We start from the raw sequence: 17,679 nt of genomic DNA, 5'->3' as shown, positions 1-17,679 counted from the left end.
CGTTGGTATTTTTGTCACAAACTTGTTACAAATTACCTCTTGATTTTGTGCACTAAGCGCACTATAATAAAGACATCAAAAGAAAGGAAGGAAGGTGGGTCCGATGGACAGTGAAATCCAGCAGTACGCGGGAGATATCCTTGCACATCCGCGTTTTCAGCAGCTTCGCACGTTCTGTCACCACGGACTGGACAACTCTGTGTATGACCATTCCGTTGCGGTAGCGGAAGCAGCCTGTCAGATCGCCCGCCTGATGCGTCTGTCGGAGAGCGAAACGACTTCGGTTGTCCGTGCCGCGCTGCTGCATGACTTTTTCGGCTATGACTGGCACGGCGAGCGCTTCCGCCGTTATCTGAGCCATTTTTCCGGCGTGCACCGCATTGCCCACATGCACGGGTTCATTCACGGCCACATCGCAGCCGACCGCGCCAAGCATACCTTCGGTCTGTCCGAGCGGGAGTGCGAAGCCATCGCACGGCACATGTTTCCGCTGGCGGCCATGCCGCGCACAAGAATCGCGTGGATCGTCACCGTGGCGGATAAAGCCGTGGCGTCCAAGGAAATGACCGCCGCTGTCGGCGGTTACGTCTCGCACGCGTACCATAAAATTTTCGCATAAAAAAGCACCCGATCTCCATTGTGTCTGTTGGAGATCGGGTTTTTGTTATTCGTAGATGGAGTCGATGATTTCCTTTACCTCATCTACCGAAAGCGGTGCAGAAATCAGCACTTCATATTGGTCAATCATGGCAACTGCATTGATTTGTTCCAGATTGTGCATGATGTACCATGTGGCGTTTGGTTTTTTATATTCGATAACCGGACGGCTATCCTTTTCGATGCCACCGGCACTGCCGTTTAGTGGAACTTCAATGAGTACCAAAATATTAGGACCGTTAGGGTCGGTGGGTTTGGTATAAGAACCGAAAAAAGTTACTTGATCGAAGAGATAATCTTTTGTGATTTGAATTTCGGATATGGAATACGCAGAAGGAATTTTGGTAGGTGCCATTTTCGATTTTACACCGAATTCCTCTAAAGTGGTTTTCAAATCCGCATTGGTGATATTGAAATACTCCATAACGTGCATTTCATTCCAAGTGGACTCGGTTTTCTCTAAGTTGGTATCGGACAAATCCGTATCCGGTAAATCTTCATATCCGGGTTCAGGTACCTGCGGGTCAGCCGGCAGAGGATTCGCCTCTGAGCCGAGCGGTGCATTCGGGTCGTATTCTACCGTGTCGGTCGCGTGCTCGTAATTCACCGATGTACCGTCCGGAAAATGTGTATAGCCGTCCTCGGTGGTCTCAAAATCGTCATGTCCACTCTGGAAAAAGCCGAACGTCTCGGAATCCCACATCGCTGCATAGTCGAACGGATTGTGACCGGTAGCCAGCGCAAACACGGTTCCTGCGGCGAAAACAGCCGCCGCGACAACAAAAATGCGGTAGCACAGCCGCCGTCCGCGGTGCGGCTTGACGAAAAATTCCCTATGGTCGGCCTTGAACTTTTTGAGCGACGCTTCTGTGTCGATTTCCGGCGCGTCCGTCTGCGTCTGCAAATACTGCTCAAGCGCAGGCAGAGCCGCATCACCGTTTTCGCAAACGTCGTCCATCAGCCGGAACAGCTCGTCGATCTGCTTAGAATCCTGCATTGTCGTCACTCCTTTCCATAAGTTCGGCGCAGTGCCGCCGTGCGCGGCTGTACTGGCTGCGGCAGGCGGTCTCGGAAATGCCGAGTATTTCCGAAATGGTGGAATAGTCCATGTCCTCAGCGAGCCGCAGGGTGAGAATGCGCTGTTCGGACGCGGATAAGCCCTTTGGCAGCATACCGGAAAACGGTATCAGCTCGGGTTCGGCTGCACGCAGAATGCTTTCCTCAAGCGGCGCGGCTGCGTGTCTGCACTGCGCGCGGTATTCGCTGATGGCGTTGTTTTTCAGCACACGGAACAGCCACTTGATCGGCTGCTCGTGCTCCATCACGCTGTTTATCTTTGCCAGCAGGATGAGAAAGGTGTCGGCCACAATGTCCTCGGCAATATCGCGGCTGCCGACAATGGGCAGAACGGTCTGCACCATCATCGAGTAATATTTTGTATATGATTCCTCGAAAAAGAGGATTTGCTCCTGTGTCAATTTGGTTCCCCCTTGGGTTGGAAATGATACCTTTCAATTATACAACGCCTGAGCGGGATTTTCTGTGGCAAATTTTTTGAAAAAAATTCGTAGCGGTTTGTTGTCACAAAACGGCGCTCCCGGTCGTTGTAATAGTATCAGGAAAATGGATTGACAGAATATTATTTTGTTGTATACTATAAGTATGGATAGAAAAAACTGTATTTTATTATGTGGAGGGGCAATTATGACTAAGTTCAAGAAAATCGTAAGCGGCACACTCGCGGGCTGCCTGATGGCGTCCGCACTGATGATGAGCGCAGGCGCAGCCAATGTGCAGACTTATATACCGTCGGGTACGGTGCAGGCAGCTGCACAGAATACGGCGCAGACCCGCACCGCCGTAAAAATCAATCCGCAGAGCGCGGACATCTATGCAGAGGGCATTCCGGCTGCCTTCCCGAGCGAGGACGGCAAGACGGTTTACACGGCGCTGAGCTACAACGGCTCGACCTACATGCCGCTGCGCACGGCTGGCCGCTGGATGGGCAAAAATATCTCGTGGGACGGTGCATCGCGCACGGTATTCCTGTCCGGCACTACGGAAAAGTCCTATCCATGTGCGGATGACGATGCGTACCACAAGGAAGGCGTGAAATATGTCGGTGCGACCGGCACGGCTACGCTCGATAAGGGCGTGAAGGTGCTCGTGGACGGCAAACAGCAGACCTTCAAAAACCAGAAGGGCGAGACGATTTATCCGCTGTTTTACCGAAACTCCATCTATCTGCCGCTGCGCAACATCGGTGAGCTGACCGGCATGGACGTAACGTGGTACAGCGCCAAGGCAGAGAATGACGTGAACGCCATCTTCCTGCGCATGCCGCTTTCGGACAGCAAGCGCGCCGAAATGGAAACCTACGCGACGAACCTCATGAAGCAGCTGCTCGATATGCGAACGGATACGCAAAAGTTCAAGAATTGCGATTCTGCGGTAAAAAACGGCAGCTATACCGACTATGTGATTACTGATAAGGCCGTTGCTATGGCGGCTCTGGATTCCATCAAGCGCAAGGCGCAGACCATCCGCAGCGGTATGACCGAGCAGGCCAACCCGATTCGCTACTACAACAGCAGCCTGATGAACGAACTGGATTTCCTCATCAATAACGCGGATACCGTGATGGACCGCGTGAAGAACGGTCGGGTCGTGGTCGGCAGCAGCAATCCGGATACGAGCGTAGTGGATCAGACCGCCGTTATGTTCGGCGCGGATGATACCATGCTTGACTGCGAACGGATGGTTCGCATGCTGCGGCAGAATATGGATAGACTGTTTTAACAGGCAAACAAAAGAAGCTGAGACAAAATCTCAGCTTCTTTTTCATGTTATCCGCCGCAGACCGAGCAGGCCGTGTAACCCTGCCGCTTGGCCTCGGAAAGCGATATTGGAATCTGGCTTTTCTTCAAATACCGGCAGCCGGCGCTGTGATATTTGGAGCCGGTGTTCGTGACGTAAACCGTTTCGCTCTGGTCGTCCGAGCTGCTGTAAGCCGCCGGGACGGACGCAGAACTGCCGCCGCTCGACGAACTGCCCGAACTCGAGCCGGACGAGGAACCGCTCGATGCACCTGCTTTGAGCGTATCCACCTGATTCTGTAAATCTGCCTTCTGGCTCGTGAGCGTGTCCACCTGACTTTGCAGGCCGTTCTTCTCCTCGGTGAGCGAAGCCACCTGTGCTTTCAAATCGTCAATGGCCGGCTGGGATTCGTCCGCCTGCGCCTGCAGGTCGGAGACCGAGCCTTCCAGATGGCTTACCTGCGACTGCAGGGAAGCGGTCTCGTTCATCTGCTCCGCCAGATGATGATAATAGGTGTACGATGCACCGCCTAAAATGCAGTTCAGCAGCAGAGAAGCCGCGATTACAAGTGTTTTCAGCGTGTTTTTGTCAAATTTTTTGCCATCCATGGATGTCCTCGCTCCTTTCGGTCCGGTTTCATTGTATCGCCTAAAATCTGGCTGTGTAAATGCGGCAGAGCGAATTGTCGATATCTGTCGAACTTATGGCAGCACTTTTGCGGCGATGTTTGTATAATTTTCGTGTCTAACATTGAAAAACAGTCGGGAAGTGTGTATAATGAAACTAACTGAAAGTATCTGAGGATATGCAAAGTTATTTCTCATTTTGGAGCGTAAAAATTTATGGCATATGAAAAAAACAGACGCCGTCCTCCGGTCGAGGATAACGGCACGCTGATCGAGGGACGCAACGCCGTCCTCGAAACGCTGCGCGCAGGCCGTGCAGTGGATAAGGTGTTTGTGGCCGAAGGCGCACACATCGGTGATGTGGCGGCAGAAGCGCGCAGGTATCGCGTTCCGGTCGTCACCTGCGACCGGCGCAAGCTGGACGGCATGAGCCCGACCGGCAACCATCAGGGCGTTATCGCACAGGCGGCGGCACAGGAGTACGTTTCGCTCGACGATATTTTCCGCGTCGCCGAGGAGCGCAGTGAGGTGCCGCTCATCGTTGTCTGCGACGGCATCGAGGACCCGCATAATCTGGGTGCCATCATCCGTTCGGCAGAGACCGCAGGCGCACACGGCGTTATCATCCCGAAGCGCAGAGCTGTCGGTCTGACCGCGGCTGTCGCTCGTTCGGCGGCGGGCGCACTCGCCTATGTCGGCGTACACAAGGCAAACAACCTTGCGTCCACGCTCGATGAACTCAAGGAACGCGGTGTATGGCTGTTCGGTGCAGAGGCTGACGGTACGGTCGGCCTATATGACGCACCGTTTGATCGCCCAACCGCCATCATCATTGGCTCGGAAGGACAGGGCCTCAGCCGCCTGACCCGCGACAAGTGCGACTACATCGTCAGCATCCCGATGAGAGGCCGTGTCAACTCGCTGAACGCATCCAACGCAGCGGCTGTGCTGCTGTTTGAGGCGCTTCGCCGACGCACGCAGGGCAATTAAGGGGGAAGTGAACATGGATAGAAAAGACGATATGGATCTGGAATCGCTGAAAAATATGCTCAGCGACGTACCGGATACCGATGAATTTGATCTGGATTCCATCATCGCCGAGGTTTCCGGTCAGGCGCCCGCAAAGGCGGCAGAGCCAATGCCTAAGGCAGCGGCAGAGCCGGAAAAGCCGGTCGAGCCGCAGCCCGCACCGGCGGCAGAGACCAAGGCAGAGGAGCCGCAGACGGCTCCCAGAAATAAAAAGGATAAAACGGCAAAGAAGGCTGCAGAGACCGCTGCCGCAGCAGCCGCACACGAGTCTGTTGAAGAAGCACGCGAAGCGCGCATCGCGGCGCGCGAGCAGAAAATGGCAGAGCGCGAGCGCAGGACCGTGCAGAAGATCGCCGAGCGGCAGGCACGCCGCGAGGCCAAGCTGGCAGAAAAGGAAGCTGCCGAGAAGGCCGCCGAGCAGCAGGAGATCGTGGAAGAAGCCGCTGCCGAGGAAGCAAGCCGCAAGGCAAGCATCTCGCGCAAGCAGGCAAGAGCGGCACGCATTGCCGCCGATCAAGCCGAGGAAGAGGAAGATATCAAGTTGGTCGATCCCGAGGTAGCTATGCACGCGGCACGCCGCCGTTCGGGCATTCTGTCGTTCCGGTCGCTGCTGGTGCTGATCCTTGCCGCAGCTGCCGCGTATCTCAGCTTTGCACCGAGCTTTGAGGCACTGCCGCTTCCGGTCGTGCTCGATATTCTGCAGAACCCGACCATCGGCATCGGCGCACTGGCTGCCCTGCAGATCCTGGCGCTGCTGATCGGTATTGACGTGTTCGGCAACGGCTTTTCCTCGCTGCTGCATGGCCGTCCGGCACGCGGCACGCTCGTGTCGTTCGCGGCGCTGGCATCGCTGCTGCACTGCGCCTCTCTGCTGGTATTTCCGAATCAGGGCGGCGTCGCCGTACCGTACACGGCGGTTTCCATCCTTCTGCTTTACGCCGAAATGCGTGAGGCACGCGGCCGCAGTCTGGCGCAGGCGCGTTCCTATCGTGCCGTCTGCGAGGCAGAGCAGCCGCTGGCGGTTTACAGCCACTACGACAGCGAGATTGACGCATGCAACGCCGTCAAGTGCCCGCTGTACGACGCAAGCTCGTTCCTGACCGAGATCGAGCGCCCGGACACGGTTGACCGCTTCTCGCTCATCTACACGCCGATCGCACTGGCGCTGGCAATCATCCTGTCGTTGGTCGCTTCGTTTAACTGCGGCGAGCCGGTGCGCTTCTTCTGGGCGTTCTCGGCGATCCTGTCGGTCTCTGCTCCGATCGGTCTGCTGTGCGCGTTCGGCGCAAGCTACAAGAACACCGCAAGCCGCCTGCTGCGCTCGGGTGCAGCCATTGCGGGTGCGCGTCAGGCCAACCTGCTGCGCGGCACGGAGAAGGTCATGCTGCTCGAGAACGATCTGTTCCCGACCGGCTCGATCGAGCTTGAGGCCATCGACAATCTGGGCCGTATCACGGACGAGCAGATTCTCGGCTGTGCAGCCGCGCTGACCGAATCCGCCGGTCTGGAGCTGGGCCGCGTGCTGACCGATACCACGAAGGAGCGCTTCGGCATCACCTTCACCGCGCGTGACGTGCGTCTGGTCGAGGGCGGTGTAACCGGCGCTGTCGGCACCAGCCGTATCGTGCTCGGCACGGCAGCGCTCATGGTCAAGATGGGCGTTCCGATCGAATCCGGCCATAAGGGTCAGATCAACATGTATCTGGTTGTGGATAACGCGCTCGCAGGCGTGCTGACCATGCGCTACCAGACTACCAAGAATACCTATAAGGCGATGCGCCTCATGCGCCGCATGCACATGAATGCGGTCCTCGCTGTTCGTGATTTCAATATCTCCCCGGCGATGATTGAGGAGGAGTTTGACCTCCGACGCGGCTTTGCCGACCAGCCGGACCCGGCAGGCGTGGATCGTCTGCTGAATCCGAATTATGCCAAGGGCGATGCACCGGCAGCTATCCTCACTCGCGAGGGTGCCGGTCCGTTCATGCAGGTGCTCCGCGGCGCGGATAAGCTGGCGGGCGCCGTCCGCTCGGCGCTGACGCTCGGCACGTTCGCCGGCCTGCTCGGTATGCTGATCGTGTTCTACCTGCTGTACCAGAACGCCGCAGATGCGCTTCCGGTGATGAATATCCTGCTGTATCAGCTTATTTGGTACATTCCGGTGTTTATTATCACCCAGCAGACGAGATAAGACATAAAAAAACCTCCGTATGGTTCATACGGAGGTTTTTTTACATCTGTTGACAGTAATTAGGAGGGGGACACAAACTGCGTGAGCGGGTTTGCCCTGTCCGGGCGGCAGCCTTTTTCTCTGCATCGGCTGAGCGGGGGCGCGAACTGCCGCAGGCGTGTTCGCCCTTTCCGGGCGGAGAGTTTTTCGCTGAACCTCGGCGGAGGATTCGCCGTCTGCGGACGGCGGGGACGTTGCGGCGCCCGCCGCGGGGGCGTTGCGGCACCCGCCGCGGGGGCAAAAAGGAAGGGACACCTACGGTTTCCCTTCCTCTTTGAACTCCTACCTTTCCCTTGTTGGGATAGCTTGGGTGCAGACGGTAGACTGCGTAAGCATGAAAAGGACGCGGCAGTCGGGTTACTCTTGCGTGTCTTTCTCCGCCTTTTCGCAGTTCACAGACAGTGTACTGCTACACAGACGGTTTACTCTCCGCAGGCGCGACATACCCGTGTCGCGCAATTCGTTAGTCTGGAGTTTGCGGACAGCACCTACGAATTAGGCGTTCGGTACAATTTATTCTCGCAGGTGCTGTCTATAATAACGCGCTAAAGAATCGCGCGACACTGTTATGTCGCGCCTGCTTAGATGAAATCACATGTGTAGCAGTAATGTATCTGACCCTGCGAACAGGTTGAGAAAGACACGGAAGAAAAAATCCTCTGCCGTTCCCCTATTTCGCAGCGGTCACATGTCGGTAATCTGCGCCAGACTTTCCAAGGGAAAGGTAGGAGTTCAAAGAGGAAGGAAAACCGCAGGTTGTCCTTCCTTTTTGCCCCCGCCGCGGGGCGCGGCACGCTCCCGCCGTCCGCAGACGGCGAATCCCCGCTGAGGTTCAGCGAAAAACTCCCCGCCCGGAAAGGGCGAACACGCTGACGCAGTTCGCGCACCCCGGTCCGCCGGTGCAGAAAACAAGTCTCGTGTTTAAGTTAAACTGTTTTTCCGATAATGCGACGGCGAAACGCCATACACAAGCCGAAACCGCTTGATAAAGTAGCTGAAATTATCAAATCCGACGCGAAACCCGACCTCCATCACGGGCAGATCGGTCTCACGGAGCAGACGCGCCGCCTGCTCGATTCGCAGGGAATTGATATGCTGGGTGAAGGTCCTTCCGAAATTATCCCGGAAAAAGGTGCTGAAATACTGCGGTGAAAGCCCAAATTCTGCTGCAACCGCCGGCAGCGAGAGCGGTTCGGTGAAATGCTCACCGAGGTAGCCGACGATCTCCTTAAGCTGCTGCGCCTTATAGTCCGCGCCCGGGCGCATTTGATGTCCGACAAGTCTGCCGTACTGCGCGCACACCGCCACGATGCCGAGCAGCGCGGCCTTCACGGCAAGCTGACAGCCGGGCGCCTGCACCTGCCACGCGCGCACGATCTGTGCGAGCAGCGCACGGATTTCACTCTGCCCGGGTTCACCGGCGCGAATGCAGGTGCCGAATCGCAGCCGTCCCTCGGCGAGCGGCGACAGCAGCGCGAATTCGCTCTGGTCGGCGCGCGAAAACTGCAGGAAATCCGCCGCAAACACGAACGAGCGGAACTGATTTTCCCGTCCGGCGGCACGAATTTCGTGCAATTCCTCACCGGCGGCGAAGAACACATCGCCGTGCGTGCCCTCGTAGGTGTGGTCAGCGATGGTGAGCGAAACGTGGCCCGCGTCCACCGTGATGATTTCCAGCTCCGGGTGCCAGTGATAGGGGATAAAATCGCTGTCATCGGCCTCGCTGCCGTCCAGCGCGGGGTAGATCTGGAACGGAAACGCAAGTGTGCCGTGCTCTTTTTTTTCTCGGCGGGCTGCATCCATGGCGTAAATCCTTTCTTATGCACGCGCTGCGTGCATACCTTAAAATCGTGTTATTACTGCTGAAGAAATTGCAAGCAATCCTTTGAATATCTGCTATAATTATAGATGAAAAAGGAAGGGAAGGCAAGAGTGCGATACAAACCAATCGTATTTTTGTTGTATCATTTGCGAGAAAATCTGCTTGGATTTTTGTGCTGAATGCCAAAGCCTTTCCGCACCGCGCCGAATCCGTTCAATGAGTGGTTGAAACTGGCTGTTATGGCGTGGTATAATGATAACAGATAGGCTGTTTTGCACAGCTGAATCTGCGTGATCGGGTGGGATATACCGGTCACCGCACCAAAAAATTATTTTTTGGAGGGAATTCCTATGTACATGGATAAGCAGGTCAAGCGCGGATACAACGAGTACATCCGTCTTGACGAAGGCATCGGCAAGGATGCCATGATGGACGTTGCTCTCCTCGTGATGGAAGACGGCGATACCTGGAGCTGCGAGGAGCCTGAAAAGGAAGTTGCAGCACTGGTATTCGACGGCAAGTGCACCATCAAGTGGGAGAATGAGTCCTACGACGTAGACCGTCCGAATCCGTTCGACTACAACCCGTCCTGCCTGCACGTTTGCAAGGGCGTAAAGTTCGAGATCATCGCGCACGGTCCGTGCAACATCTACATCCAGAAGACTTTGAACGAAAAGACCTTCCCGAGCAAGATGTACAAGCCGGAAGACACCGATACCTGGGCACGCGGCAACAAGGGCGAGCTGATGGGCTGCATCAAGCGTGATGTACGCACCTGCTTCGATCTGGACAACGCGCCGTACTCCAATATGGTTCTGGGCGAAGTTGTCAACCTGCCGGGCAAGTGGTCCTCTTACCCGCCGCATCATCATCCGCAGCCGGAGTGCTACTTCTACCGCTTCGACAAGCCGATGGGCTTCGGCGCAGGCTGGGGCAACGGCGAGATCTACGAGACCCATCACAACGGCCTCGCTATCATCACCGATAAGATGCACTCTCAGGTAACCGCACCGGGCTATTCCTGCTGCTACGCATGGGGCATCCGTCATCTGCCGGGCAACCCGTGGGACAAGACCCGCATCGACGACGAGGAGCACCTGTGGCTGCTTGAGGACGATGCCAACGATCATATCTGGCACTGCCCGAGCGGCAACTAAATAGTTGCCTTGCTTCTAAGGGGGACTCCGGGAAACAGACTGTAAAAACAGCCACCGGCTGTTTTTACACCGCTTGTTCGAAAATCACAAGCGGTCGTCTGAAACTCGCACGCGCAAACGCTTCGCGTTTATTTTAAGGCGCGTGTTCGCTCCCTTAGATACCGAAAAAGTTCCCAAGGAAACTTTTTCGGATAACCCCCTCTCGTTCGCACAGCGAACGAGGCTCGGGACACCACGTCCCGAGGCAGTGGTATCAAAGTCCGGCGGAGCTGGACTTTGATAAGGAACTGCATCTGCCGCGTGCGCGCGGCAGGCACGAGATCTGTCTCGTGCGTTTGGGAACCTATGGTTCCCTTGCCCCTCCTTTTGGAGAGGGAGGGTGCTAAGTCAAGGCTTGTTGGAGACTGGCTTTGATTCATTATTATTTGTATTCTATTTAGGAGGATTTCCAACATGATTCATATGGAAACCGTTCGTCTGACTGCGTCTCAGGCACTCGTTCGCTTCCTCGAGAACCAGTATATCAGCTACATTGATATGGATGGCAACGAGCAGGAGCACAAGTTCGTTAAGGGCATCTTCATGCTGCCGGGCCACGGCAACGTAGTTGGTTTCGCTAACGGCGTTGAGCAGGAGCTCAAGGACATGGTTGTTTACCAGGGCAAGAACGAGCAGGGCATGGCTCTGGCTGCAGTTGGCTACGCTAAGCAGATGCGCCGCAAGTCCATCTTCGCCTGCACCTCTTCCGTAGGCCCCGGCGCCTGCAACATGGTTACCGCTGCTGCAACCGCTACCGCTAACAACATTCCGGTTCTGATCCTGCCGGGCGACATCTACGCTTCCCGTCAGCCGGACCCGGTTCTCCAGCAGATGGAGCAGCCGCAGAACCTGTCCATCTCCGCTCATGATGCTTTCCAGGCTGTTACCAAGTACTGGGGCCGCATCAACCGTCCGGAGCAGGTTATGACCGACATGATCTCCGCTATGCGCGTGCTGACCGATACCGCTAACACCGGTGCTGTTGCAATTTCTCTGCCGCAGGACGTTCAGGCTGAAGCATACGATTACCCGGTTGACTTCTTCAAGAAGCGCGTATGGCGCATCGACCGCCGTCCGGTTACCAAGTATGCTCTGGACAAGGCTGTTGAGGTCATCAAGAACGCAAAGAAGCCGCTCCTGATCTGCGGCGGCGGCGTTCGTTACGCTGAGGCACACAAGGTATTCAAGAAGTTCGCTGAGGACTTCGGCATCGCATTCGGCGAGACCCAGGCCGGCAAGTCCGCTGTTGTTTGGGATCACGAGCTGAACCTCGGCGGTCTGGGCACCACCGGCGGCATCGCTGCAAACAAGCTGGCGCACGAGGCTGACGTTGTAATCGGTGTCGGCACCCGTTACACCGACTTCACCACCGCTTCCAAGTGGCTGTACCGCACCGATGCGAAGTTCGTCAACATCAACCCGTCCGAGTTCCAGGCTTACAAGATGGACGCTACTCCGGTTGTTGCTGATGCAAACGAGGCTCTGACTGCTATCGGCGAGGAGCTGGCTAAGATCGGCTACCACACCGACAAGGCTTACGCTGAGGAAGTTGCTGCTCTGCGCAAGGAGTGGTGGACCGAGGTTGAGCGTCTGGACAAGGTTGAGTACACCGACAAGGAGCACTTCACCCCGGAGTGCAACGACGACAACCGTGAGTGCGTTGAGAAGTACATCGAGGATACCGGCTGCAAGCTGTGCCAGACCACCGTTCTGGGCACCATCAACCACATGATCGATGACAACGCTATCGTATGTGCAGCAGCAGGCTCTCTGCCGGGCGACATGCAGGGTCTGTGGCGTGCACGCAAGGAGAACACCTACCACATGGAGTACGGTTACTCCTGCATGGGTTACGAGGTTGCCTCCGCTCTGGGCGCTAAGATCGCTTGCCCGGATCAGGAAGTTTACGCTATGTGCGGCGACGGTTCCTTCGACATGCTGCACTCTGAGCTGATCACTTCGGTTCAGATGGGCCACAAGATCAACGTTATGCTGTTCGATAACGCTTCCTTCGGCTGCATCAACAACCTCGAGGTTTCCAACGGCAACGCTTCCATCTGCACCGAGAAGAACATGCTTGAGGAAGGCGTAACCAACGGCGTACACAAGGGCAAGGTAATCCAGGTAGATTACGCTGCAATCGGCGCTGCTTACGGCTGCAAGACCTACACCGTTAAGACTCTTGACGAGCTGAAGGCTGCAATCGAGGATTCCAAGAAGCAGACCGTTTCCACCCTGATCGACATGAAGGTTCTGCCGAAGACCATGTCCGCAGGCTACGAGGCTTGGTGGCGTGTAGGCGTAGCTGAGGTATCTCAGAAGGCTGAGGTTCAGGCTGCCCGCAAGCGCATCGAGGATCACCTGTTCGAGTCCCGCCACTATTAATAGCGCGCGATAAACTCGCTTTAGGTTTATGAAAGCTCCCAACCGTGAGGTTGGGAGCTTTTTTGTCGCTTGAGGGCTGAATAATGGAGAATTGAGAATTAGTGTGGTGGTTTCGTTTTTTATTTGTATGCTGTTTCATTTTTAAGGAGCGAATTAAATAGTTTCCGTAGGTCGGGCTGCATAAAAAACACCTCCCATCGATACAGACGGGAGGTGTTCGTTTTTTACAGCATTTGCAGCAGCTCGATCTGCTCACCGGACGGGCCGGTGAAGAACCAGTTCTGCAGGCCGCCGAAGGTATTCGGCAGCACCTTCTTCTCCGGTGCGGTGAAGCTGATAACGCCTGCCGCTTTGAGGTCAGCCGCGGTCTTGTCGAGGTCGTCAACGTAAACGGCAAAGTGCGGGATGCTGCCCTCGCCGGACGGCACGAGCGTGCCTGCTGGCGGCTCGATCAGCTCGAGCAGGAAGCCGCCGAATTCAACGAGCGCCAGCTTCTTCAGACCTTCCGGCGTCTCTACGCCGTCGCGCTTGAATACACTGCCGCCGATCATCTCGTAAAATGCAATGCTCTGGTCCATATCTACGGTGTAGATCGCAATATGGCCGATACCTTTATAGTGTTCCTTCATGGTGATTCCTCCTTGTGCGGGCGTTCTCGCCTTAGTATTAGCATAGCACGTTTTTGCGGATTTGCATAGGGGACAGGCATAAAAAAACGACCGTCTTTTGACGGTCGTTTTGAGTTGCATTACTGAACAGAATCGGAAACCGAAGCAGTGGTCTGATTCTCGAGGTAGTTCTGGTAGGTGGTCTTCTCGCTCTTGCCGAAGCCAAGGGGAGAGAAGATGATATAAGCCAGAACCATGATCAGCAGGGTAACGGTAGCCCAGATCTTGCCGTTCTTCCACGGGGTCAGATCTACAGCGCCTACGTCCTTCAGCTCGAAATCGGTTGCACGCGGATGCTTCTTAACGATTACCCACATCAGCAGCATGTCGAATACGAACAGGATCGCGGTGAAGTACAGGTAGTGGATGTTGTTCAGGAACGGAATGACGTTACGCAGACCGAACTGGAGGATGAAGTACAGAACAACGTGTACCGGGATGACGATCTTAGCAGCGATAGCCGGAACCTTCTTCCAGAAGAAGCCGCACAGCAGGCAAACAAAGATCGGGGTGTTGAACGCAGCGAAAGCAGAGTTTACGAAGCTCGTGATGCCGCCCATGTACAGCATGAACGGGGACATGATGGTGGAAACAACTGCTACTACAGTACCGAAGTTCTGGCCGATCTTAACCATGCGGGCATCGGATGCGGTCGGGTTGAACAGCGGACGGTGAATGTCGAGTGCGTAGATGGTGGATGCGGAGTTCAGTACCGAGTTGAAGGAGGACAGGATCGCGCCGAACATTACAGCAGCGAAGAAGCCCAGAATCGGCTTCGGCATAACCTGTGCTACCAGCATCGGGTAAGCGGAGTCGCCGGAACCCCAGTCCATGCCCGGGTAAGCCAGTGCGCAGATAACGCCCGGAACAACGATGATCAGCGGAGTCATGATCTTGAGGAAGCCTGCAAATACGGCGCCCTTCTGTGCTTCCTTCAGGTTCTTAGCACCGAAGGTACGCTGGATGATGGACTGGTTGGTTGCCCAGTAGTACATGTTGTTGACCAGCAGACCGGTGAACAGCAGCGGCCACGGGAGCCACGGCTCCGGGGTGTTAACCTCGTTGATGGCGTTCAGGTAGGACGGATTGGTGTGCAGGAACTTGTCGAAGCCGTCCATAAAGGAGCCGTCGCCGCCGAGCTGGCCGGACAGGAACATGAAGCCGAATACCGGAACCAGCAGGCCGCCGACGATCAGGCCGAGGCCGTTGATGGAGTCGGACAGTGCGATTGCCTTCAGGCCGCCGAAGATGGCGTAGATAGAACCGATGATTGCGGTTGCAACACAGACGATTGCGATTGCTGCGAAACGGGAAATACCGAACATCTCGTCAATGCCGAAGATGTTTACGAATACCTGTGCGCCTGCGTACAGGATGTTCGGCAGCATGATTACAACGTAGCTGAGCAGTACGATGATGGAAACCAGACGGCGGGTGCCTTCGTCGTAGCGCTGCTCAAAGAACTGCGGAACGGTGGTCAGACCGGTCTTCAGGTACTTCGGCATCAGTACGAATGCGAGGATTACCAGAGCGATTGCAGAGGTTACCTCCCAGCCCATGGTGGACATGCCGACGCGAACTGCCTGACCGTTGTTGCCAACGAGCTGTTCTGCGGAAAGGTTGGTCATCAGCAGAGAACCGGCAATGACCGGGCCGGTCAGGCTGCGGCCGCCGAGATAGTAGCCGTCCTGCGTGTCGAGGTTGTCACCGCGGGTTTTCCACCACGAGATGAGTGCGACGAGTGCCGTGAACGCCACGAAGGTGATCGCGGTAAACGCCATGGAGTTTACGAAGTTCATCTTTTTCTCCCCTTGTAAAAATTTTGTGTCCCGGCGGAGATCCCTCAAAATCCACCGAAACGATTTCTGAATGACGGCCTCGGTCTGCGCTTGCGTGCGCGTGCCCGCAAGATCCCAAAAAACAAGACCGTCAATCGAAGGACTGATGATCTGTTAAATGGGCAAACCGCGTTGCCGTTTGTCCGAGAGTTATTTTAACACTATACAGAGGCTATAGCAAAACATTTTTTTTACTTTTTTTGCACTTTGGATACTTGCACATAAACAAGAAGGCGTATTTGTGCATTTCGACGTCAACTAAAAGCAGATTTACAAAGTGAACGTTAAAAAATTATCAATAACAACGAAAAAATTCGTAAAATTGTATCTTTTTTACAAGGAAAAAATCCCCGCATAAAGCGGGGATTCTGTACGGAATTACGGTGTATACCATTCATCGCTGCGATTTTTTGCGTCAAAAATCTGCGCATATTCCGCATGGTGATAATCGTTCAGCAGGTCGTTTTCCGGCTGTTCACTCTGCGGATACCAGGAGCCGTCCGGCAGGCGGTAGCCGTTGACGTTCATCACCGGAATCTGCTGCTGCAGGGCAAGGCGCATCTGGTCAAAGCCCGAGGTCGAGCAGCCGAGCGCGTTCAGCGCATACGCGGACAGATAGTTCGCGCTGATCTGCATGTTTGTCTGCTCCTCGATGTCGTAGTTAGCCCAGATGAAGAACGGCGTTACCATCTTTTTCTGGCGCAGCTCGGCATCCGAGAGATCGCCGCGCTGACTCTCGAGCAGGGTGTTGTAAAAGTCCTCCGGCAGATTGGGCTGGTGGTCGCCGAAGAACACGATCGCCGTCGGCTCATCCACCTTGGAGAAGTAGCTGATCAGCTCCTGCACGGCGTCGTCGCTGTACCGCACGAGCGACAGGTACTGGTCAACCGTCGGGTACTTGTCCTGCTCCTCGCCGGTGAGGTAGATGCGCTTGTCGAAGTAACCCTCGCCGTCCCAGTCATAGCCACCGTGGTTCTGCATCGTTACGTTGAACACGAACAGCGGCGTGTTTTCCCTCTTGCTCTCGTACAGCTCGAAAATCTTCTTGTAGCTTGCGCTGTCGCTGATATAATCGCGCACACGACCGGCGTCAGCGGCAAAATCGTCCTGATAATACTGCGCTTCAAAGCCGAAGAAGCGGTAAACGTTCGTGCGGTTCCACGAGGTGGACAGATAGGGATGAATCGCCGCCGTCTGGTAGCCGAGCGAATCCAGACCCGAGGTCAGATTGGGCATTTCGCTCTTGATGAACACCTGATACGCCGAGCAGTTGTACGGCAGGAACGCCATTGAATCGCCGGTGAGGAACTCCAGCTCGGTGTTGGCGGTGCCGCCGCCGAAGGTCGAAACGGTCAGCTGACCGCTGATGGTGTTCTCCTGACCCTGCATCAGCTTGTGCACATACGGCATGGGGTCCTCGTTGGTCTCAAGCGCACCGACCGAGCCGAGATCCGAGAAGGATTCGTTCATAATCACGATCAGATTGGGCGTTTTCGTGCCCTGTTTGCCGGTAAATTCGCTCTGTGCGTCAGAAAGCGAATCCGCGCTGTAACCCTCCGGCTGCTTGACAAACGAGCTGGTCGCGCAGCGCAGGAAGTAGAAAATCTCGCTGTACTGGCGGCTGGACTGCCAGAAAGCCAGTCCGGTGCCGACCGTCTGGATGCCGGTGTAGGCGATGAACGCCAGCACGAGCACGCACGGCAGCGAAAACAGTCTGCGGAAGTACCAGCGCTTGTGCACCTTGAAGCTGCGCTGCATCAGGCATACGCTCACGCAGAACAGCACAGCCGCCGCCGCGGCGCGGAGCACGGAAAGCTCTATCGGTGCGGAGTAGCCCTTGGACACGTTGGCTGCCGTGCCGATGGCGGCAATGTCGCTCAGCATGACAGGCGTGCCGCGGAACAGCATAACGTAGTGGTCGATCATGCCGTGGATCATCGAAATTGCCATGCCGAGGCATACGCCGATACGCACGTTACCGCAGATCAGATACGCCGCGGCGTAGACCGCCACATAGCAGATCCAGCCCTGAAAAAAAGACTGCTTGAGCGTGATGACACAGCCCTTGACCATGTATTCCACCAGGATCAAGCTGACAGCCGCCGCAGACAGGAACAGCAGCACGTCATGCACCAGCAGAACCGCCGCGTACAGCCGCGTGTGATTTTCCGCAAACGGGTGGTTGCGGCGCCACGGACGCAGCACCAGCGGTACAAATGCGCCTGCGGTCAGCCAGTGCGAGATGGTCGGCTGATACATCAGCGAGCCCCTGCTCAGCAGGGGATGGAACAGCAGGAAAAACGCAACGAGCAGCAGTACGTTTGCACCGGTTCGGTACGGATTTCTTCCGGTTTCGTTTTGAACCTTGCGTTCAATACTCAAAAAAGTTGCTCCTTTCGCAGAAACGGAGA

The 17,679-nt window shown here is 55.7% G+C and carries 13 protein-coding genes; 6 read left to right on the top strand and 7 right to left on the bottom strand.

Translation table 11 applies throughout. The features are described from left to right. Positions 1–103 precede the first annotated feature (103 nt). Positions 104–619, top strand: a complete 516-nt coding sequence (locus DW088_RS07310) for an HD domain-containing protein (protein WP_110437311.1) — start codon at positions 104–106, stop codon at positions 617–619. Between the two features lie 45 nt (positions 620–664). On the opposite strand, the gene DW088_RS07305 is transcribed toward DW088_RS07310, so the two are convergent. Continuing rightward, positions 665–1,654 (bottom strand): hypothetical protein, encoded by a 990-nt coding sequence (locus DW088_RS07305; RefSeq protein ID WP_118360226.1) that lies wholly within the window; start codon positions 1,652–1,654, stop codon positions 665–667. Beyond that, a complete protein-coding gene (locus DW088_RS07300) occupies positions 1,641–2,135 on the bottom strand; it encodes an RNA polymerase sigma factor (protein ID WP_118360225.1) in 495 nt (164 codons plus the stop codon). Before DW088_RS07300 ends, DW088_RS07305 begins: the two co-directional genes overlap by 14 nt. 226 nt (positions 2,136–2,361) lie before the next feature. Between DW088_RS07300 and DW088_RS07295 the strand changes: the two genes are divergently transcribed. Next, entirely contained in the window at positions 2,362–3,456 is a 1,095-nt protein-coding gene (locus DW088_RS07295) for a stalk domain-containing protein (RefSeq protein WP_158574632.1), read from the top strand. Positions 3,457–3,503: 47 nt separating this feature from the next. Here DW088_RS07295 and DW088_RS07290 read toward each other — a convergent pair whose 3' ends face one another. Further along, on the bottom strand, positions 3,504–4,082 hold the full coding sequence (locus DW088_RS07290) for a hypothetical protein (protein WP_118360223.1): 579 nt from the start codon (positions 4,080–4,082) through the stop codon (positions 3,504–3,506). A 234-nt stretch (positions 4,083–4,316) separates the two neighbouring features. Between DW088_RS07290 and rlmB the strand changes: the two genes are divergently transcribed. Further along, positions 4,317–5,090 (top strand): 23S rRNA (guanosine(2251)-2'-O)-methyltransferase RlmB, encoded by a 774-nt coding sequence (gene rlmB / locus DW088_RS07285; protein ID WP_118360222.1) that lies wholly within the window; start codon positions 4,317–4,319, stop codon positions 5,088–5,090. 13 nt (positions 5,091–5,103) lie between these two features. After that, positions 5,104–7,320: a hypothetical protein gene (locus DW088_RS07280; protein WP_118360221.1), complete on the top strand. Its 2,217-nt coding sequence runs from the start codon at positions 5,104–5,106 to the stop codon at positions 7,318–7,320. Between the two features lie 960 nt (positions 7,321–8,280). On the opposite strand, the gene DW088_RS07270 is transcribed toward DW088_RS07280, so the two are convergent. After that, positions 8,281–9,162, bottom strand: coding sequence for a helix-turn-helix transcriptional regulator (locus DW088_RS07270; RefSeq protein WP_118360219.1), 882 nt, complete (start codon positions 9,160–9,162; stop codon positions 8,281–8,283). 369 nt (positions 9,163–9,531) lie between these two features. Here DW088_RS07270 and DW088_RS07265 point away from each other — a divergent pair, with 369 nt between their 5' ends. Continuing rightward, on the top strand, positions 9,532–10,338 hold the full coding sequence (locus DW088_RS07265) for a 5-deoxy-glucuronate isomerase (RefSeq protein WP_110437304.1): 807 nt from the start codon (positions 9,532–9,534) through the stop codon (positions 10,336–10,338). 462 nt (positions 10,339–10,800) lie between these two features. Then, the gene (gene iolD, locus DW088_RS07260; protein WP_117491021.1) at positions 10,801–12,762 is read left to right on the top strand and encodes a 3D-(3,5/4)-trihydroxycyclohexane-1,2-dione acylhydrolase (decyclizing); all 1,962 of its coding nucleotides are present in this window, start codon (positions 10,801–10,803) and stop codon (positions 12,760–12,762) included. 224 nt (positions 12,763–12,986) lie between these two features. Here the strand turns inward: iolD and DW088_RS07255 are convergent, their stop codons facing one another. The 3 genes from DW088_RS07255 to DW088_RS07245 form a co-directional block, all read right to left on the bottom strand. Next, entirely contained in the window at positions 12,987–13,391 is a 405-nt protein-coding gene (locus tag DW088_RS07255; protein ID WP_118285092.1) for a VOC family protein, read from the bottom strand. Between the two features lie 119 nt (positions 13,392–13,510). Then, entirely contained in the window at positions 13,511–15,229 is a 1,719-nt protein-coding gene (locus DW088_RS07250; RefSeq protein ID WP_118360217.1) for a solute:sodium symporter family transporter, read from the bottom strand. A gap of 417 nt (positions 15,230–15,646) precedes the next feature. Continuing rightward, positions 15,647–17,650: an LTA synthase family protein gene (locus DW088_RS07245; protein WP_118360216.1), complete on the bottom strand. Its 2,004-nt coding sequence runs from the start codon at positions 17,648–17,650 to the stop codon at positions 15,647–15,649. Positions 17,651–17,679 lie beyond the last annotated feature (29 nt).

Source organism: Butyricicoccus sp. AM05-1 (assembly GCF_003474415.1).
Taxonomy (GTDB): Bacteria; Bacillota; Clostridia; order Oscillospirales; family Butyricicoccaceae; genus Agathobaculum; species Agathobaculum butyriciproducens.
This window is presented reverse-complemented; position numbering and strand designations above follow the sequence as displayed.